The organism is Streptomyces sp. NBC_00223, from assembly GCF_036199905.1.
Classification (GTDB): Bacteria; Actinomycetota; Actinomycetes; order Streptomycetales; family Streptomycetaceae; genus Actinacidiphila.
Genome location: NZ_CP108109.1, coordinates 3,189,034 through 3,207,324, shown reverse-complemented (window position 1 = coordinate 3,207,324; position 18,291 = coordinate 3,189,034). Strand labels below are relative to the sequence as shown.

General features: G+C 72.0%; 18 protein-coding genes and 1 riboswitch. Of the genes, 10 read left to right on the top strand and 8 right to left on the bottom strand.

Annotated features, from left to right (window positions below; all coding sequences use genetic code 11):
- Positions 1-163 precede the first annotated feature (163 nt).
- The gene (gene otsB / locus OHA30_RS13385) at positions 164-1,012 is read left to right on the top strand and encodes a trehalose-phosphatase (protein ID WP_328914053.1); all 849 of its coding nucleotides are present in this window, start codon (positions 164-166) and stop codon (positions 1,010-1,012) included.
- A gap of 15 nt (positions 1,013-1,027) precedes the next feature.
- On the opposite strand, the gene OHA30_RS13380 is transcribed toward otsB, so the two are convergent.
- The 4 genes from OHA30_RS13380 to OHA30_RS13365 form a co-directional block, all read right to left on the bottom strand.
- Positions 1,028-1,345: a hypothetical protein gene (locus OHA30_RS13380; RefSeq protein ID WP_328914052.1), complete on the bottom strand. Its 318-nt coding sequence runs from the start codon at positions 1,343-1,345 to the stop codon at positions 1,028-1,030.
- Positions 1,342-2,160, bottom strand: coding sequence for a JmjC domain-containing protein (locus OHA30_RS13375; protein WP_328914051.1), 819 nt, complete (start codon positions 2,158-2,160; stop codon positions 1,342-1,344). Before OHA30_RS13375 ends, OHA30_RS13380 begins: the two co-directional genes overlap by 4 nt.
- A 265-nt stretch (positions 2,161-2,425) precedes the next feature.
- Positions 2,426-3,850 carry an alpha,alpha-trehalose-phosphate synthase (UDP-forming) gene (locus OHA30_RS13370; RefSeq protein WP_328914050.1) on the bottom strand — a complete coding sequence of 475 codons (1,425 nt, stop codon included), beginning with the start codon at positions 3,848-3,850 and terminating at the stop codon, positions 2,426-2,428.
- A gap of 482 nt (positions 3,851-4,332) precedes the next feature.
- Positions 4,333-5,298, bottom strand: a complete 966-nt coding sequence (locus tag OHA30_RS13365) for a glucosyl-3-phosphoglycerate synthase (protein ID WP_328914049.1) — start codon at positions 5,296-5,298, stop codon at positions 4,333-4,335.
- A 165-nt stretch (positions 5,299-5,463) separates the two neighbouring features.
- A riboswitch (SAM riboswitch) is annotated at positions 5,464-5,594 on the top strand.
- A gap of 17 nt (positions 5,595-5,611) precedes the next feature.
- Between OHA30_RS13365 and thrC the strand changes: the two genes are divergently transcribed.
- The 5 genes from thrC to OHA30_RS13340 all read left to right on the top strand — a co-directional run bounded on the left by thrC (position 5,612) and on the right by OHA30_RS13340 (position 10,181).
- Positions 5,612-6,922 (top strand): threonine synthase, encoded by a 1,311-nt coding sequence (thrC, locus tag OHA30_RS13360; RefSeq protein ID WP_328914048.1) that lies wholly within the window; start codon positions 5,612-5,614, stop codon positions 6,920-6,922.
- Positions 6,919-7,194: a MoaD/ThiS family protein gene (locus OHA30_RS13355; protein WP_328914047.1), complete on the top strand. Its 276-nt coding sequence runs from the start codon at positions 6,919-6,921 to the stop codon at positions 7,192-7,194. Before thrC ends, OHA30_RS13355 begins: the two co-directional genes overlap by 4 nt.
- Positions 7,195-7,629: 435 nt before the next feature.
- Positions 7,630-7,833, top strand: coding sequence for a cold-shock protein (locus tag OHA30_RS13350; RefSeq protein WP_009339379.1), 204 nt, complete (start codon positions 7,630-7,632; stop codon positions 7,831-7,833).
- A gap of 439 nt (positions 7,834-8,272) precedes the next feature.
- Positions 8,273-9,895, top strand: a complete 1,623-nt coding sequence (gene groL / locus OHA30_RS13345) for a chaperonin GroEL (protein WP_328914046.1) — start codon at positions 8,273-8,275, stop codon at positions 9,893-9,895.
- 121 nt (positions 9,896-10,016) lie between these two features.
- Positions 10,017-10,181, top strand: coding sequence for a hypothetical protein (locus OHA30_RS13340; protein ID WP_328914045.1), 165 nt, complete (start codon positions 10,017-10,019; stop codon positions 10,179-10,181).
- A 98-nt stretch (positions 10,182-10,279) separates the two neighbouring features.
- Here OHA30_RS13340 and OHA30_RS13335 read toward each other — a convergent pair whose 3' ends face one another.
- The 3 genes from OHA30_RS13335 to OHA30_RS13325 all read right to left on the bottom strand — a co-directional run bounded on the left by OHA30_RS13335 (position 10,280) and on the right by OHA30_RS13325 (position 12,710).
- Positions 10,280-10,621 carry a DUF5713 family protein gene (locus tag OHA30_RS13335; RefSeq protein WP_328914044.1) on the bottom strand — a complete coding sequence of 114 codons (342 nt, stop codon included), beginning with the start codon at positions 10,619-10,621 and terminating at the stop codon, positions 10,280-10,282.
- 135 nt (positions 10,622-10,756) lie between these two features.
- The gene (gene murQ / locus OHA30_RS13330) at positions 10,757-11,686 is read right to left on the bottom strand and encodes an N-acetylmuramic acid 6-phosphate etherase (RefSeq protein ID WP_328914043.1); all 930 of its coding nucleotides are present in this window, start codon (positions 11,684-11,686) and stop codon (positions 10,757-10,759) included.
- Positions 11,687-11,729: 43 nt separating this feature from the next.
- A complete protein-coding gene (locus OHA30_RS13325) occupies positions 11,730-12,710 on the bottom strand; it encodes a MurR/RpiR family transcriptional regulator (protein WP_405785590.1) in 981 nt (326 codons plus the stop codon).
- A gap of 940 nt (positions 12,711-13,650) precedes the next feature.
- Here OHA30_RS13325 and OHA30_RS13320 point away from each other — a divergent pair.
- From OHA30_RS13320 to OHA30_RS13310, 3 genes are all read left to right on the top strand, one after another.
- A complete protein-coding gene (locus tag OHA30_RS13320) occupies positions 13,651-14,013 on the top strand; it encodes a hypothetical protein (RefSeq protein ID WP_328914042.1) in 363 nt (120 codons plus the stop codon).
- A 9-nt stretch (positions 14,014-14,022) separates the two neighbouring features.
- On the top strand, positions 14,023-14,301 hold the full coding sequence (locus tag OHA30_RS13315) for a DUF4031 domain-containing protein (protein WP_328914041.1): 279 nt from the start codon (positions 14,023-14,025) through the stop codon (positions 14,299-14,301).
- 189 nt (positions 14,302-14,490) lie between these two features.
- On the top strand, positions 14,491-15,108 hold the full coding sequence (locus OHA30_RS13310; protein WP_328914040.1) for a GPP34 family phosphoprotein: 618 nt from the start codon (positions 14,491-14,493) through the stop codon (positions 15,106-15,108).
- 289 nt (positions 15,109-15,397) lie between these two features.
- Here OHA30_RS13310 and OHA30_RS13305 read toward each other — a convergent pair whose 3' ends face one another.
- Positions 15,398-16,606 (bottom strand): glycoside hydrolase family 75 protein, encoded by a 1,209-nt coding sequence (locus OHA30_RS13305; RefSeq protein WP_328914039.1) that lies wholly within the window; start codon positions 16,604-16,606, stop codon positions 15,398-15,400.
- Between the two features lie 771 nt (positions 16,607-17,377).
- Here OHA30_RS13305 and OHA30_RS13300 point away from each other — a divergent pair.
- A complete protein-coding gene (locus OHA30_RS13300; protein WP_328914038.1) occupies positions 17,378-18,289 on the top strand; it encodes a radical SAM/SPASM domain-containing protein in 912 nt (303 codons plus the stop codon).
- Positions 18,290-18,291 lie beyond the last annotated feature (2 nt).

Genomic DNA, 18,291 nt, shown 5'->3' with positions numbered 1-18,291 from the left:
TTCAGGGGCGCTGGGGGTACCCCCGGGCGGAGCCTGGGGGAGGAACTGCGCGACAAGCCCCGTACCGGCCGGTGGGCGGGGAACCGGCCGGAGGGGGCTGGGCGGCGGGCGGCGCGCGCAGCGCGGGGGGCGGCGAAGCGCAGCGCAAAGGTAATCTCGACGTATGGCTCTCGCCGACATCCTCGCTCCCCACACCCCCGAGGGAGCAAAGGGCCTCGCCGCCCTGCTCGCGCAGCCCGACCGCGCTGTGGTCGCCCTCGACTTCGACGGCACCCTCGCCCCCATCGTCCCCGACCCCGACCAGGCCCGCGCTCATCCCGGCGCCGTACCCGCCCTGGCCCGCCTCGCCCCCCACCTCGCCTCGATCGTGGTCGTCACCGGACGCCCGGCCGGCGTCGCCGTACGCTACGGCGGCTTCGCGGGCGTCCCCGGCCTCGACCACCTCGTCGTCCTCGGCCACTACGGCGCCGAACGCTGGGACGCCCACACCGGCGAGGTCCACACCCCCGGCTCCCACCCCGGCGTCACCGCCGTCCGCGCCGAACTCCCCGGCTTCCTCGACCGGATCGGCGCCTGGCGCGGTACCTGGATCGAGGACAAGGGCGGCCGCGCGGTCGCCGTCCACACCCGCCGTACCGAGGACCCGGACGCCGCCTTCGCCGCCCTCAGAGCGCCGCTGACCGAACTCGCGGAACGCCACGAGCTGATGGTCGAACCCGGTCGCTACGTACTGGAGTTGCGGCCGCCCGGCATGGACAAGGGCGTCGCGCTGGCCGCGTACCTGCGGGAGACCGACGCCGCGTCCGTCCTCTACTGCGGCGACGACCTCGGCGACCTCGCGGCCTTCTCCGCGGTGCGCGGCCGCCGCGAGGAGGGACACCCCGGGCTGCTGATCGCCAGCGCGGGCACCACGGAGTCGCCGGACGAACTCACCGAGCAGGCCGACCTCGTGGTCCCCGGCCCGGACGGTGTGGTCGACGTGCTCAACGCGCTCGCCGACGCGCTGGAGTAGCCCCGTCGGCGGACATCACGTGGCCGGGCCGCGCCGGTTGACGGTCGTGTAGAGGCCGCGGCCGTGCCGGTTCAGCAGATCGGCGTAACGGTCGCCCTCGTCGAACTCGACGTAGTCGGTGACGGGGTCGCCCGCGTGGACGAGTTCGACCGCGCAGCCCAGGCACCACACGAGACCGGTCTCGTGGTCGCGGAGGTCGGCCGGGTGGACCCGGCAGAAGGTGCAGGGGCGGCGGTGCCGGCCGCGTTGCGCGGGCGGCGACGGGGGCTGGGCCTCGCGCTCGGGCCGGGGCCCCGGCTGCGGTTCGGGCGCCGGCCCGACGGCGTCGCTCACCGGCCGGGCCCCTGGGCGGCGAGGGCGTCGGGGCCGGCGCCGGCCGGTCCCGGCGGGAGGGCGGCCCGCAGCCGGGGGTCGGCCATGGCGTGCCTGAGCAGCTGCTGCACCAGCCGGAACCGGGTCGGCGCCTGCACGCCGAAGGTGATGTGCAGCGAGCTGCGGCTCCCGGTGTACCCGTGGTGCGCCCAGCCCCGCGGCACGAACAGCACGTTCCCCGCGGTCAGTTCGACCTCCAGGTCCGGCATGTCGGCGGCCCGCGAGAGCCGTTGGGACGTACGGCCGACCACCGTCCAGGGGTCGCCGCCCGGTGGATCCGCGCGTAACGGCCCGCTCAGCCGCCACACCTTCGCGCCGTGCGTCTGCGCGAAGAAGAGGTGATGGGTGTCGCGGTGCGGCCCGTGACCGCGCGCCCGACGCGGGGTGCGGTACGCGTTCGCGGTCACCGGATGGCCGAGCTGGGCGGCGAGTCGGTCGCAGAAGGCGGTCAACGGCGGCCACGTCAGGTGGAGTCCGTGCAGGACGAGGGTGCTCGTCGGGTCGTCCGGGTCCGGCCGCCGGGGGTCGATGACGCCCTCCCTGACCATGCCCATCGCGACCGGCCGCAGCGCCGGTTCCGCGGCGATCCGCCGTACCGCGGCCGCGTCGAGCAGCGCGGCCAGCTCCGCGGGGCGGCGCGCGTACACCACGGGCTCCTCGGGCCACGCCCGGCCGAACGCCTCGGGGTCACCGGTGAGGCGTTCGAGCGCGGAGACGGGCACGGCGGTCGTGGCGACGGGGGCGGCCGGTACGGGTTCGGGCGCGGGGGCGGGCATCACAACTCCTGGTCCAAGGCGTCGGGTTGGCGCACGGACAGCCCGACGTACGGAACGTCACTCACACAGTACGCAGGGTGCCGGAGTGTCGGGTCAATGTCATACCCCTGTGGTGGAGTCGAAGTGACGGAATTTCACGGGAGTGGGGTGACGCGGGTGGTGAGCCGGGAGCGGCGGCGGCCGTGGCCGGAACGGCTCGCCGCGCACGCCCCCGGCGAAGGACCGGCCCACCCCGCGCGGGTGACCGCGCGGGGCCGGGGGCGGGTCAGCCGCCCAGCGCGTTCAGCTGGTCGAGGAACCAGCGGGTCGGGGGGAGCGCGGTGGCGGCCGCCGCCAGGCGTTTGGTGCGGTCGGCGCGCTCGGCCTCGGGGAGGGTGAGCGCGGTGTTGAGGGCCGCGGCCGTCTCGCGGATGTCGTACGGATTGACCGTGATCGAGTCCTCGGCCATCTCCTCGTACGCGCCGGCCTCGCGGGACAGCACGAGGGCCACGCCGTTGTCGGAGAGGACGGGGACCTCCTTGGCGACCAGGTTCATACCGTCGCGGATCGGGTTGACGAGCGCGACGTCGGCCAGCCGGTAGGCGGCCAGCGAGCGGGCGAAGTCGTCGTCGACCTTGAGCAGGACGGGCAGCCAGCCCTCGGTGCCGAACTCCTCGTTGATCTCCTCGGCGACGCGGGCCACCTCGGCGGTGTAGGCGCGGTAGGAGGCGAGGTCCTGTCGGGAGGGGTACGAGAAGGCGACGTGCACGACGCGCTCGCGCCACCCCGGGTGGTCGCGCAGCAGCTGCCGGTACGCCAGCAGGCCGCGGACGATGTTCTTGGACAGCTCGGTACGGTCCACCCGGACGATCAGCTTGCGGCCCGGCCCCGTCTCGGCCCGCAGCGCGGTCATCCGCTCGGCCACGTCGTCGCGGTGGGCGCGCTCGCGCAGGAAGTCCGCGTCGGCGCCGAGGCCGTGCACGCCGAGCCGGGTCGTACGGCCGCGGTGGGTGACCGCCCGGCCGTCGTCGGAGAGCGTCGCGCCCAGCACGGTGACGCAGCACGCGGCGAAGGCGTCGGCCCAGCGGCGGGTCAGGAACGCGGCGCGGTCCGCGCCCAGGATGCCTTCGAGTACCTGTACGGCCACGGAGTCCGGCAGCAGCCGGAAGTAGTCCGGGGGCGCCCACGGGGTGTGCGAGAAGTGGCCGATGCGCAGGTCGGGGCGGCGGGCGCGGAGCAGCGCGGGGGTCAGGGCGAGGTGGTAGTCCTGGATCAGGACGGCGGCGCCCTCCGCGGCTTCCTCCGCGAGGGCGTCGGCGAAGGCGGCGTTGTACGTCTCGAAGGACGCCCACTGGGCGTGGAACTCCTCGCCGAAGGCCGGTTCGAAGGGGGTCTGGTAGAGCATGTGGTGGACGAACCACAGCACGGAGTTGGCGACGCCGTTGTAGGCGGCTTCGAAGTCGTCCGGGTCGATGGCGATCATGCGGGCGCCTGGTTCGCCGACGCCGCGGCGGACCGCTTCGCGGTCGCCGTCGGAGAGGGCCGCGCACACCCAGAGGGCGTCGGCCTCCGGGCCGATCGCGCTCAGGCCCGAGACGAGGCCGCCGCCGCCGCGCTTGCTGTGCAGGTTGCCTTCGGCGGTGAGGGCGTACGAGACGGGGCCGCGGTTGGACGCGACCAGAATCCGGGCAGCGGGCTGCGTTCCGACCATGCCGAAACCCTAGCCCCGCGCGCCCCCTCTCAAACGTCCCCCGGCCCCGGGGACCACCGGGCCACCGGGCCCAGCCACCCCAGGCTCCGCCCGGGGGTACCCCCAGCGCCACCTTTGGGGCGCGTCTCTCCGCCGCCGAGGCAGGAGAGCCCCGTCAGGGGCGCGAGGAACTGCGCGCTCAGCCATGACGGTGGCCCGCTGGACTATGGGCCTCAGCCACCCCAGGGGCGCGGGGAACTGCGCGAACGGCCACGACGGCGCCGCAGCGGGCCACGGGGTCCTGCCCCGTACGGTCGGTTCTTCGGCCACCGCCGGTGGCCGGTTGCTCGCGCAGTTCCTCGCGCCCCTGGAGGGGGCTGCCCCGTACGGTCGGTTTTTTGGCCGCCGGGCCGGTGGTGGGCTGGTCGCGCAGTTCCTCGCGCCCCTGAAGGGGCGGTGCCCCTTGCGGTCGTACGCGATCCACCGGCCGGTGGGGGGCGGGGTTAGGCCGCGCGGCGGGAGACGTATTCGTGGATCTCCACCATCGGCACCCGCTCCACCGTGTCAACGGGAAGCGTGCTGGGGACGAACCCCTCCTCCCCCCGCTCGAACTGCGTCAGCCGCGGCCGCACCAGCGGCCCGCGGCTCAGCCGCGACTGAGCCGTCCGGTAGATCGCCGCCGCCATCCGCCCCAGCGCCTGCCCGTCCTGGTGACGGTGATGCCGCACGCCCACGTCCACCTGGGCGAGCGCGTCCAGGCCGACCAGGCCCAACGCGTCGATCAGCATCGCCAGCTCCACCCCGTACCCGACAGGGAACGGCAGCCGTTCGAGCAGCGAGCGCCGCGCCGCGTACTCCCCGCCGAGCGGCTGGACGAAACCCGCCAGCCGCGGCCAGTGCAGATTCAGCAGCGGCCGCGCGACCAGCTCGGTGACCCGGCCGCCGCCGGCCGGCACGACCGCGCCGCCGGTCTCCAGCGGCCGGTCGTACATCGCCTTGACCAGCTGCACCCCGGGATCGGTCAGCAGCGGCCCGACGATCCCGGACACGAACGACGCGTCGAACTCCCGCAGGTCCGCGTCCACGAAGCAGACGATCTCCCCGCCGGTCACCAGCAGCGAACGCCACAGCACCTCGCCCTTGCCCGGCGCCGCGGGCAGCCGCGGCAGGATGTCGTCCCGGCGGATCACCCGGGCCCCCGCGCGCGCCGCGACCTCGGCCGTGGCGTCCCGCGACCCGGAGTCGATCACGACCAGCTCGTCGACCAGCGGCACCCCGGGCGACATCAGATCGCGGCGGATCGCGGCGACGATCTCGCCGACCGTCGCCTCCTCGTCCAGCGCGGGCAGCACCACGCTGACCGTGCCCTGCGGACCCGCCGCGCGCTTGGCCGCGAGCAGCAGGTCGAGCGGACGGTCGGTGCCCGGCCACGACCGGGTTTCCAGCCAGCGCTCCACCTCATCGAGCACGTACGATTCTCCCTGCTGATCGGGGCTGTGATCCATCTCGCGGTACGGACGACTATCTCAAGGGTCACCCCTGTCGGTTACAGTCTTGAACAACGCGTACGCCCGCCGCATGCCGGGGGTCGTTACGTATGACAAACGCCTGGACCGAAGCGTCCGGTGCCATACCGCTCATCCAGAGGGGCAGAGGGAACGGCCCGTTGAAGCCCCGGCAACCCTCCCGCCGACCGCGAGGTCATCACGGTGGGGAAGGTGCCAATTCCGTCTCGTGGCGAAGTGCGTCGCGAGGAAGATGAGGAGAAAGGGCCTCGCCACCATGGCTGCGCAGACCGTCGAGAACACGACTCCGGACACCGCGACCGACTCCGCGCCCGCGGACACCCCCTTCGGCCCCGCCGCGGCGCTCTCCTGCCGCGAGTGCGGCACCCGCTTCCCGCTCAGCCCGATCTTCGCCTGCCAGGAGTGTTTCGGGCCGCTCGAAGTGGCCTACGACCTCCCGCTCGGCGACCCCGAGGCGCTGCGCAAGCAGATCGAGGCGGGCCCGGCCAACATCTGGCGTTACGCGCCGCTGCTGCCGGTCCCCGCGGACGTCGCCGACAAGCCGAACATCAACCCGGGCTGGACCAAGCTCGTCAAGGCCGACCACCTGGCCCGCGAACTGGGCGTCACCGGCGGCCTGTACGTCAAGGACGACTCCGGCAACCCGACGCACTCCTTCAAGGACCGGGTCGTCGCCATCGCCCTTGAGGCCGCCCGTACCTTCGGCCTCACCACGCTGTCCTGCTCCTCCACCGGCAACCTGGCCGGCGCGGTCGGCGCCGCGGCCGCCCGGGCGGGCCTGCGCAGTTGCGTGTTCATCCCGCACGACCTGGAGACCGGCAAGGTCGTCATGGCCGCGGTCTACGGCGGCGACCTGGTCGGCATCGAGGGCTCGTACGACGATGTGAACCGCTTCTGCTCCGAGCTGATCGGCGACCCGATCGGCGAGGGCTGGGGCTTCGTCAACGTCAATCTGCGGCCCTACTACGGCGAGGGCTCCAAGACCCTGGCGTACGAGATCTGCGAGCAGCTCGGCTGGCGGCTGCCGGACAACCTGGTCATCCCGGTCGCCTCCGGCTCCCAGCTCACCAAGATCGACAAGGGTCTCCAGGAGCTGATCAAGCTCGGCCTGGTCGAGGAGAAGCCCTACCGGATCTACGGCGCCCAGGCCGAGGGCTGCTCCCCGGTCTCGACGGCGTTCAAGGCCGGCCAGGATGTCGTACGCCCGGTCAAGCCGGACACCATCGCGAAGTCGCTGGCGATAGGCAACCCGGCGGACGGGCCCTACGTCCTGGACATCACCCGGCGGACCGGCGGCGCGGTCGAGGACGTCAACGACGAGCAGATCGTGGACGCGATCAAGCTGCTGGCCCGCACGGAGGGCATCTTCGGTGAGACCGCCGGCGGGGTGACCGTAGGCGTGCTGAAGAAGCTCATCGACAGCGGACAGCTCGACCCGGCCGCCGAGACCGTCGTGCTCAACACGGGCGACGGCCTGAAGACTTTGGACGCGGTGGCGCCGACCACCGGACCGACCGCGACCATTCGCCCGACCCTTGACGCGTTCCGAGAGGCTGGCCTCGCATGAGTGCTTCTGTACGTATCCCCACCATTCTCCGTACTTACACCGGCGGCCAGGCCGAAGTGCCGGCCGAGGGCTCGACGCTCGCCGAGGTCATCGAGTCGCTGGAGAAGAATCACGCGGGTATTTCGGCCCGTGTTCTCGACGACGCCGGAAAGCTCCGGCGTTTCGTGAATGTGTACGTCAACGACGACGACGTCCGCTTTTCCGAGGGCCTTGCCACGGCGGTGCCGGAAGGCGCCAGCGTGTCGATCATTCCGGCGGTTGCCGGCGGCTGACACGGTCCGCTCCGGTTCTTCCGGTTTGTGCCCCGTTCACCCCTTTGGGTGGGCGGGGCACCCGTGTCTCCCGGGGTAGTTGAAAAGTTGTACAGTTGCCAGGGGCAAGTGAGACGCCGCTGAGGTTGGTGCGGCGATTTATCGCCAAATTCATGGTCGTAATATTCCCTTGGTCCCCTTTTGTCTGGCCCGAGATGCCCCGCATTATCGTTTTTTCCTGGGGTATTTCCGATGGATCGGGCCCAGAATTCTCGTCCGATTGACCTGTTGCAGTGGGCATCCGTGCAGATACATTCAGCCGCGGTCGACGCGTTCCGGCGCACGCCTCACAGGGTCCCCAACCTGCCGATGGTAAGGGGTACTTCGTGAGGTGAGGTCTGACCCGGCCCCGCGGAGTGCGGGGCCGCGATAGGGCCAGTAATAGGGGAGTTAGGAATGGCTCAGGGCACCGTCAAGTGGTTCAACGCGGAGAAGGGCTACGGCTTCATCGCGGTCGACGGTGGTGCGGATGTTTTCGTCCACTACAGCGCGATCCAGATGGACGGCTACCGCACCCTCGAAGAAGGCCAGCGAGTCGAGTTCGAGATCTCGCAGGGTCAGAAGGGGCCGCAGGCGGACATGGTCCGACTGGCAGGCTGACATCCCGGCGCGTTCGGCCATCGACGCGACGTACTCACGCATGAAGGGTCCGCACCTCACCGGGTGCGGGCCCTTTGTGCGTGCTGTGCGTGCGCGCGGGGGTGCGTTCCGGGGGTCTTCCGGGGGCGCCCCTCGGGGCCGTTCGGGGGTCGTCGAGGGGTCGCCCGGAGACCGTTCGGCGGGCGCCCGGAGGCCGTTCGCGGGCCGTCCGGGGGGCGGGAAACCGACCGGGGGCGCTTGCACTCGATGGGGGTGAGTGCTAATCATTGGCGTTAGCACTCTCCGAGTGAGAGTGCTACAGGACCGGGTCGGTGAGGCCCGTTCGGGCGCCGGGAAGGAACCGGCGTACGACTGGCCGTCCGTCGCGGGCGCCACACGGTCCGATCCACCGCCCCCTGCCTCGGTGGGGGAACCCCCAGTCCGCGGAGGACACTTCACAATGGCTAAGATCATCGCGTTCGACGAGGAGGCGCGGCGCGGACTCGAGCGCGGGATGAACCAGCTCGCCGACGCCGTCAAGGTCACTCTCGGCCCCAAGGGCCGCAACGTCGTCCTTGAGAAGAAGTGGGGCGCCCCCACGATCACCAACGACGGTGTGTCCATCGCCAAGGAGATCGAGCTCGAGGACCCGTACGAGAAGATCGGCGCCGAGCTGGTCAAGGAAGTCGCGAAGAAGACCGACGACGTCGCCGGTGACGGCACGACGACCGCGACCGTCCTGGCCCAGGCCCTGGTCAAGGAAGGTCTGCGCAACGTCGCGGCCGGCGCCAACCCGATGGCCCTCAAGCGTGGCATCGAGAAGGCCGTCGAGGCCGTCTCCGCCGCCCTGCTGGAGCAGGCCAAGGACGTGGAGACCAAGGAGCAGATCGCTTCGACCGCCTCCATCTCCGCCGCCGACACCCAGATCGGCGAGCTGATCGCCGAGGCCATGGACAAGGTCGGCAAGGAAGGCGTCATCACCGTCGAGGAGTCGCAGACCTTCGGTCTTGAGCTTGAGCTCACCGAGGGCATGCGCTTCGACAAGGGCTTCATCTCCGCCTACTTCGCCACCGACCTGGAGCGTATGGAGGCGTCGCTCGACGACCCGTACATCCTGATCGTCAACTCCAAGATCTCCTCGGTGAAGGACCTGCTCCCGCTGCTGGAGAAGGTCATGCAGTCCGGCAAGCCGCTGCTGATCATCGCCGAGGACGTCGAGGGCGAGGCCCTGTCCACGCTGGTCGTCAACAAGATCCGCGGCACCTTCAAGTCCGTCGCCGTCAAGGCCCCGGGCTTCGGTGACCGTCGCAAGGCCATGCTCGGCGACATCGCCATCCTCACCGGTGGCACGGTCATCTCCGAGGAGGTCGGCCTCAAGCTGGAGAACGCGGGCCTGGACCTGCTCGGCCGCGCGCGCAAGGTCGTCATCACCAAGGACGAGACCACGATCGTGGACGGCTCCGGCGAGGCCGACCAGGTCGCCGGCCGGGTCAACCAGATCCGTGCCGAGATCGAGAACAGCGACTCGGACTACGACCGCGAGAAGCTCCAGGAGCGTCTGGCCAAGCTGGCCGGCGGCGTGGCCGTCATCAAGGCGGGCGCGGCGACCGAGGTCGAGCTCAAGGAGCGCAAGCACCGCATCGAGGACGCGGTGCGCAACGCCAAGGCCGCCGTCGAGGAGGGCATCGTCGCCGGTGGTGGCGTGGCCCTGCTCCAGGCGTCCGCGGTCTTCGACAAGCTGGAGCTCGAAGGCGACGAGGCGACCGGTGCCAATGCCGTCAAGCTCGCGCTTGAGGCCCCGCTGAAGCAGATCGCCGTCAACGGTGGTCTTGAGGGCGGCGTCATCGTCGAGAAGGTGCGCAACCTGCCGATCGGCCACGGCCTCAACGCCGCGACCGGCGAGTACGTCGACATGATCGCCGAGGGCATCATCGACCCGGCGAAGGTCACGCGCTCCGCGCTGCAGAACGCCGCGTCGATCGCCGCGCTCTTCCTCACGACCGAAGCGGTCATCGCGGACAAGCCCGAGAAGGCGGCCGCCGCGGCTCCGGGCGGCATGCCCGGCGGTGACATGGACTTCTGATCTCGCGATCAGCAGCCCAACCGGCAGTACCCGGGCGGCGTCCCCTTCCACGGAAGGGGGCGCCGCCCTTGCTTTGCCCGGCTCAGGCCCGGCCCGCGGTTCGGCCCGGCGCGATGGCGGGGTGCTTCGGATCGACCGGGCGGCCCTGCGCTTCCTCGACGTGCCGGCGCTCAACGCGTTTCTCGCCGAGGCGGGCTTCGGGGTCGAGGCGCAGTACGGCGACTGGCAGCGCGGTGCCATCGGCGACGCGAGCCGGGAGATCATCACGGTCGCGCGCCGGGACTGACCCACGTCGGCGGAGGCCCGGGCAGGTCCGGCGTGTTGACGTCCCGTCGGGCGCGACGGCCCGGGCGGATCCGGCGTTCCGGGCGGGCGCGGGCCTCGTTACCAGTCGCGGGCGGCGATCAGCTGCTCGACGTCCGCCTCCGGGAAGCCGTACGCCGACGCCACGAACCAGAAGTCCTCGGCTATCTCCTCGCGCGCGACCGTCTCGATCTCGCTGCCGGCCGCCTCGAACTCGGCCTCCAGCGCGTTGAACTCCTCGGTCGCGGGCTCCGTCAGCGCGTACAGCGCCGCCAGGTCCGTGGGCCGCTCGGCCTCGATCCGCGCGCACAGCCGCAGCAGGACGTCCTTCCCCTTGTCCACCACCTGGTCGGGGAAGTACGCGTCCTTGTAGAGCCCCTGGAGGAAGGCGTACTCGGTCACCTGCTGGTTGGTGATCGACATGGCGATCCCCCCTTTCGACGTTCCGACGATCCGACGCTTCGATCATGCACCACGGCACTGACAACGCCCTTCGGGCCGCGAACGGGTGACCGTCGTCGCCGCTTCCGTCGGGACACGGGGCCGGCCTCGGAGCGGCTACCGGTGGGCGGAGTCCAGCGCGGCGCGCAGGTGTCCGTTCGCCTCGGCGAGCAGGCGTCCGGCGGTGGGCGCGTCGACATGGGCCAGCAGCGTGAGGATCGCGGGCTTCACCTCGCCGTCCGTGGCGGTCAGCGCGTCCTCGATCGCCGCTTCCCCTGCTCCCGTCGCGAGCGCGACGATCCGCCGGGAACGGGCTCGCAGCTTCTCGTTGGACGCCCGCACGTCCACCATCAGATTCCCGTAGGTCTTCCCCAGCCGGATCATCGTGATCGTCGACAGCATGTTGAGCACGAGTTTCTGCGCGGTCCCGGCCTTGAGCCGGGTGGACCCGGAGACCAGTTCGGGCCCCACCACGACCTCGATCCCGTGCTCCGCGGCGGCGGCCAGCGGCGAACCCGCGTTGCAGGAGAGCCCCACCGTCAGCGCCCCGAGCCCCCGCGCGTACTCGACCGCGCCGACGGCGTACGGCGTGCGCCCGGACGCCGAGATCCCGACCACGCTGTCGGCGGCGGTGAGCCCGAGCCGGGCCAGGTCGGCGGCGGCCAACTCCTTGCTGTCCTCGGCGCCTTCGATGGACGTGACCATCGCCTCCGGCCCGCCCGCGATGAGTCCGAGCACTTCGCGCCCGGGCGTCGTGTTGAAGGTCGGCGGGCACTCGCTGGCGTCGAGCACGCCGAGACGTCCGGCCGTACCGGCGCCCGCGTAGATCAGCCGTCCGCCGCCCTCCATCCGGGCGGCGATCCCGTCGATCGCCGCGGCGATCCGCGGCAGTTGGCCCGCGACGGCGGCCGGAACGGTGGCGTCCTCACCGTTCATGGTCCGGGCGATCTCCAGGGTGGAGAGCCGGTCGATCTCGGCGAGCTCGGGCCGGAACGCCTCGGTGGTGAGCGTCTCCAACTCGCGGCGCAGCTCGGTGTACTGGGTCATATGCGGCTCGTTCGTCCTTCTCGTGCGGGGGTGTCGATGTGGTTCAGGCGCGGCCGGGCCGCGGGGTGTGCCGATGGGCCAGGGCCTCGTACGAAGCGGAGAGAGCCGGCGCCGCGTTGTCGTATGTGCGCTGCGCGACCCCGATGAACAGGCAGTCCACGACGAGGAGTTGACCGGTACGGCTGGACATCGCGGCGGGCCGCAGCTCGCTCTCGCGCGAACTGGCCGTGGTGAGCACGAGGTCGGCGTACTGCGTGACCGCGCCGTTCGGGCGGCCCGTGATGGCGACGGTGGTCGCGCCCCGGTCGAAGGCCGCCCGCAGCGGCTCGATCACGTCGTGCGTGCTGCCGGAGTGCGTGATGGCCAAGGCGACGTCCCCGGGGCGCAGTTGGACGGCGTTGGTGACGGCCAGATGCGGGTCGGTGTGGGCGTGGGCTATCAGCCCGATCCGCAGCAGCTTCTGCACGAGGTCCTGGCCGACCAGGCCCGACGCGGCGATCCCGTACACGTCGATCCGTCGCGCGGCCGCCAACGCGCTGACGGCGGCCTCCAGTTGGGTCATGTCGAGCTGTGCGGCGGTGTCGGCGAGGGTGCGCTGCTCTTCGAGCGCGAGCTTGGTGACGACCTCGGCGAGCGGGTCGTCCACGGCGATGTCGGCGGTGACGGCGGGCGGCGCGCCGGTGGCCTGCTGGGCGGCGAGCGCGGCCAGCGCGAGCCGCAGGTCGCGGTAGCCGGGGTAGCCGAGCAGGCGGGCGGTACGGACGACGGTGGCCTCGCTCGTGCCGGTGCGTACGGCGAGCGCGGTGACGGTGAGCTGGGCGCAGCCGGCCGGGTCGCCCGCGACGGCTTCCGCGACCCGGTGCATGGAGCGGGTCATCGAGGGGGCGAGGGTGCGGACCTTGGCGGCGAGGGCCCCCGGGTCGGGGGGCGTGACAGGTACGGCGGGCGCGCCGCCGGGCGCCCCGGGCACGCCGCGCAGGGGGCGGGCGCCCGGGGAGAAAGTTTCCTTCACGCTGTAGGTCACGGACTGAAAGGTATTTTCAGCACTGGGCAGCGTCAAGAGTGCGCCGGACGTACTTTGCGCCACACGCGGTGAGCCAGGCCCCCGGGCGCGGGGGCCGCGCCGGGCGGGACGCCGAACCCTCGGCCGGCCGAGGGGGCCGTACCGGTACGGGGTCCGGGCGGCCGTGCCCTCCCCGGAGGGGCCGTGCGGGCGGGCCCGCTGGGCACCCCCGGTGGTCGGAGCGCGGGGCCCCGGGCCCGGGGGCTTCTCGCGGGCCCGGGGCGGGCGGGGGCGCCGAACCCTCGGCCGGGCGCCCGGCGGCGGGCCGCCGGCGGCGTCCCTGGGGGCGAGGGCCGTGTCCGTGCGCGGTCCGGGTGGCTGTGCTCTTTCCGGAGGAGCCGTGGGGGTGGGCCCGCTGGGTATACCCGGTGGTCAGGGCCCCGGGCCCTGGGCTCCGGGTGCGGGGCCGTGGGCCCGCGGTGAGCGGGGGCTCTGAACGCTCGACCGGGAGCGGTCCGGGTGGCCGTACCGCTCCCGGGGAGGGGCCGTGCGGGTGGGCCGCCAGCGGGCCGAGGCGAATCGCTGCCGCGCGAGCGGTGTCGTGTGGCCGCGCGTCTGCCCGGAGGGCCCTCCTCCGCGCGGTCCCGGAGCGTACCCCTCCCGGGAGGGGTACGTACCCGTGCGCAGCCCGGGTGGCGGTGCCTCTCCCCGGAGGGACCGGTGGGTCCGCTGGGCAGCGTCAAGGGTGCGCCGGGCGTACTTTGCGCCACGCCCGGTGGGTCAGGGCCCCGGGGGCGGGGGCCTGTCGCGTGCCCGCGGCGGGCGGGGGTGCCGAACCCTCGGCCGGGCGGGGCCGTACCCCTGTGCGGGCCGGGGGGCGTACCTCCTCCCGGGAAAGGGGCCGCGCGCAATTGCGCGCAGGGCGCTCCCCTCCGCGGGGTGGCGTTGAGACAATGGACGTATGGAAGGTCATGCCGACAGCCAACCCACCGAGCCCGTGCTGCACGGCGCCCGCGCCCTCGTACTGGCCGATCTCACCGCCCGGGACGTCGCCGAGGCCCGGGTCGTCTCCCTGCTGGAGGAGGCGCTGAGCAAGCGCCGCTGGTGGCTGGAGCAGTGGCCGGACGGCGCCGCGTACGTGGCCGGGCTGCTCGCGCAGGACGTCCAGGACGCGCTGCTGGAGACGTACGGCCGCTGGCCGCTGTGCCCGCGCTGCGACGAGCCGCACGCGCTCGCGGTCGAACCCGAGCTGGGCCCCGACCCGCACTGGGTGTGCGAGGCGCGCGGCGAGGCCGTCGCCCCCGTCGGCGCGCTCGGCCGGTAACCGCGCCCGATGCCCGTCTACATCGACCCGCCGACCTGGCCCGGCCACGGCCGCCACTGGTCGCACCTGGTCAGCGACCTGTCCTACGCCGAGCTGCACACCTTCGCCGCCCGCCTCGGCGTCCCCGAACGCGCCTTCGAGCGCGACCACTACGACCTGCCGTCCACGCGCTACGCGGACGCCGTGCGGCTCGGCGCGATAGAGGTCGGCAGCAAGGAGCTGCTGCGGCGGCTGACGGAGGCGGGGCTGCGGCGCCGCAAGCCGCGGAGGGGTGACGTGCGGGCGTAGGGGCCGGCCTTCGCGTGGGTGCCGACCTTCGCGTCGGGGTACGGAGGGCCTTACGGCGGACCCCCGGCCGGAGGGCCGTACGGCGGACCCGTACACCCCGGCCGTGTCCCTCCCGGGTCGGCGGGGCCCGCGCGGGCGACAATCGGCTCGGGCGGGCCGACTGCCGATGCGCCGGACGTGGAGCTGTGGATGACGACACCGCGGGACCTCTTGATCATCACCATGGACATGCCGACCACCCGGCCGGTGGAGAGAGGCGACCTGTCGCTCGCGCTCGCGGGCGCCGAACTGGTCGACCTGCTGCGGGCCGGCGCCGTACGGGTGGAGGGTGAACACCTGCTGGCGGACGACACCGCGCGGCCGATCGCCGACCGGCTGCTGGACGAGGCCGCGTCCTCGGTACCGCACCGGGCACCCTTCGAGTCGGTCGCCGAATTCCTCTGGCGCCGGGGCCGCGGGCTGTCCGCCGCGTATCTGGCGGCCTTCGACGAGGAGGGCCAGCTGACCCGGCCGGGGCGCCGCCGCTGGGGGCTGTTCCGTACCCACGAGCGGGTGCTGCTCGACTCGCCGGACCGCCGGCGGGCGGCGAATCGCTGGGCGGCCGAGGAGCCGGTGCTGACCGCGCTCGCGACGGACATCGGCGTCCGCGACAAGCGCACCGAGGAGTCGCCGGAGGTGGCCGACGAGGTGGTGGCGGACGTACTGGCCTCGGTCACCGAAGCGTTGGCGGAGCTGGCGGAGGAACGGCAGCGGCGGGCCCGCAAGTTGGACGACGCGGCGGTCACGAACTACCGACGCGGTTACTGAACCCCGGCCCGACCGGGGGCCGTTCAGCGCGCGGGTCCCGTAAGAGGCCCGCGACGACCGCCGTCACGGCCCGGTGGGTGCCGAGGACGAGGGGGAGGGATCGTCCTCGGGCCGAGGCCGTCGAGAGGCGGGCGTCGGAATTCCGCTCGTCGGATCTCCACTTGTCGGATCTCCGCCCCGACTCGTCCGCCCCGCCCCCGTGGACGCGCTCGTGAACCACGGAACGGGGTCGGCGGGACATCGGCGGAAAGACGCCCCGGGGCACGGGTGGCCCCGGGGCGTCGGTGGGTCAGACGACGATGCGGTCGAGGTTGGGCGCCCCGGCCGAGGGGTTGGAGAACTTGATGGTGTTGCTGCCGGCCTTGAGCTGGACGGTGACGTTCTTGGTGACCACGGTGTTGTAGTCCGGTGTCTCGGGGAAGCTGACGGTCTGGTTGACGCCGTTGACGGTGACGACGGCGGTGCGGGCCTGGCCGACACTCATGAAGGAGATGCTCATGGTGTAGCTGCCCGCCGCGGGCTCGGTGACATTGTTGAAGGTCGCCGTGCCGCCGTTGCCCAGGTAGCTGAGCTTCTGGCCGCCCGAGCAGTGCGCGCAACTGGTGATCGTCGTGCCGCCGGCCAGGGCGGCCGCCTCGGCCTCGTACGACGTGTTGCCACCGCTCGGCGGGGACGTCGACGGCGGAGGAGTGGTGGGAGGCGGGCTGGTGGGAGGCGTGGTGCCGTTCATGCTTGCGCCGAGGCTGTCCAGGGCCTTCTGGACCAGGGCCTGGGTGTTGTCGTTCAGGTTGGCGTTGGTGCCGTTCACGACCCAGTTCGAGCCGGAGAACATCACGACGGTCACGCCGTTGTCGACGCCGCCGGTGGTGCCGCTGCTGGGGATGCCGAGCAGCTGGGCCGCCTTCACGGACGCCTCGCCGAGTTCGCGGGAGTCGTTGTCGGAGGTGGTCTGGTTGTTCGCGGTCTGCGTGTCACCGAAGATCGAGCCGATGACCTTGCCGTTGTAGAACATCAGCGCGAACTGCCGCCCGGACATGCCGCGTTCTTTGTAGTAGAAGTGCGGGCAGGGGGTCTTGCGGTCCCAACAGTCGTCGCCCAGCACGTAGAACGGCACGTGGTGCGCGCCCAGGGCCTTGCCGTTGCTGTCTTCCCAGGTCGTCTCGCCCTGATGGTCGGGGTCGGGGTCGGAGTCGCTGCCGTCGGTGTCGATGGCCATGCCGGAGGTGTAGGCGTAGACGCCGGAGGCGACCTGGTAGACGTTCACGTTCTGGGCCCGCGTCATGGTGTTGATGTGGGGCTTGGTGTTGACCTGGTTCGCGGCCGTCGAGTGCTGCTGGATGCCGGCCAGTACCTGGGCGGCGGTGTACGAGGTGGCAGCCGAGGCGGCCTTGACCGTTGTGGGGGTCGTCGCGGCGTCGGCGTTGCCGACGGCGAGCGGGACGGCGAGCGCGAGGGCCGCGGCGGCTGCCAGGGCCAGGCGCGTACGGATTGATGACATGGCGGTGTGGGGCCTCCGTCAATCGTTAGGAATGGTTCCTAACAGATGGAAGCACTGTGACTCCCGTCATACATCGCCTCGTTGCGTAACTTTACTAAGTGCATACCTTCAACCGGGAACTCGGCTGACGGTCCTGACGCCGAGTCGATCTTCGAATGCGCAGGTCAAGGCGGTGCTCACGTTCCACTGACCTCGGAACGGCCGGCCCGGCCCATGCTCCGGCTCACCGCGATGCCCGACCCCAACGGCGTCCCCCAAGCCGCCCTGGCCGGCCCACTCGCCCTCGCCTGCCTCATCCAGGACCTCGCTCACCGGCGGGGGTGGGGCGGGCGATCCGAAGCCCCGGGTGGCCACGGAGCCGTGCGGGCCGCCGTGATGCCGTCCGGGGCGGTCATCCGCCGGGCGGAACGGGGCCGATGACCGGAGGAACCGCCGACCTCCAGGTTCGTCACCCCCGATCAGGGTCGTGATCCCGACAATCGAAGCGTTGGCGTGCCTATTTCTGACCGTGGCGAGAAATTTCTGCTGTCCGTTGCGTGCTTCTTTTCTGCCCCTCCGGTAGACGGTGAAGTGTGTCCAGCTCAAGGGATTCGATGGACCGCCGACGGCAATTAGGGTTGCCCTGCTGAGCTGGAAATGCGACGCCAGGCCGCGGGGCGTTCCCGCAGGTAGCGGCGTCACCGCCGCCCCACCGTGCCGCCGTGCGGCCGCTCGGTAAGGGCGCCCCGACGCGGCAGAATTCTGATACTGGCGGATGGCAGGAGAAAGTCAGTGGCAATCGAAGGGTTATCGGGCCGGTCGGCCGGCACACGGCTGTTATGGCTGGACCTGACGCGGAACTGCCAGCTCCATTGCACGCATTGCTACAACGGGTCGGGGCCCAGGGGCGATCACGGCACCATGACCCGCGAGAACTGGATCGGCGTGCTCGACCAGGCCGCCGACGGCGGTGTCCGGAACGTCCAGTTCATCGGCGGCGAGCCGACCATGCACCCGGACTTCCCCGAGTTGGTCGACCACGCCCTGAACCTGGGTCTCGACGTGGAGGTCTTCAGCAACCTCGTACACGTCTCCGCCCGGTGCTGGACGCTCTTCCGGCGCAGCGGCGTGCGCCTCGCCACGTCCTACTACTCCGACCAAGCGGCTGACCACGACGCGATGACCCGCCGACGGTCGCACGGCCGCACGCGCGCCAACATCGGGCAGGCCGTGAGCCTGGGCATCCCGGTACGCGTCGGCATCATCACCGGGGAGGACACGCGGCACGTGGGGGCGGCTCGGCGTGACCTGGAGAGCCTGGGCGTGACCCGTATCGGCGTCGATCACGTCCGCCCCTTCGGGCGAGGCGGTCAGGCCGGGGCGCCGGACCTGTCGAAGCTCTGCGGCGGCTGCGGTGACGGGACCGCCGTCGTCGGGCCGGACGGCACGGTGTCGCCGTGCGTCTTCTCCGGGTTCCTCGACACGGGCAACGTCAGGACGACCCCGCTGGCCGATATTCTCGGCGGCGACGCGATGGCGGCGGCGGCCGCGTCCATCCGGAAGGCCGTGGTCGGAACGCGTGCCTGCTACCCGGATCAGGCTCCGTGCGGGCCCGACACCTACCCGCCGCAGATCTGCGGCCCCGATGAGGAAGCCGGGTGCCGTCCTGGGACGCCGCCCACCACGTGCAACCCCAGGAGATGAGC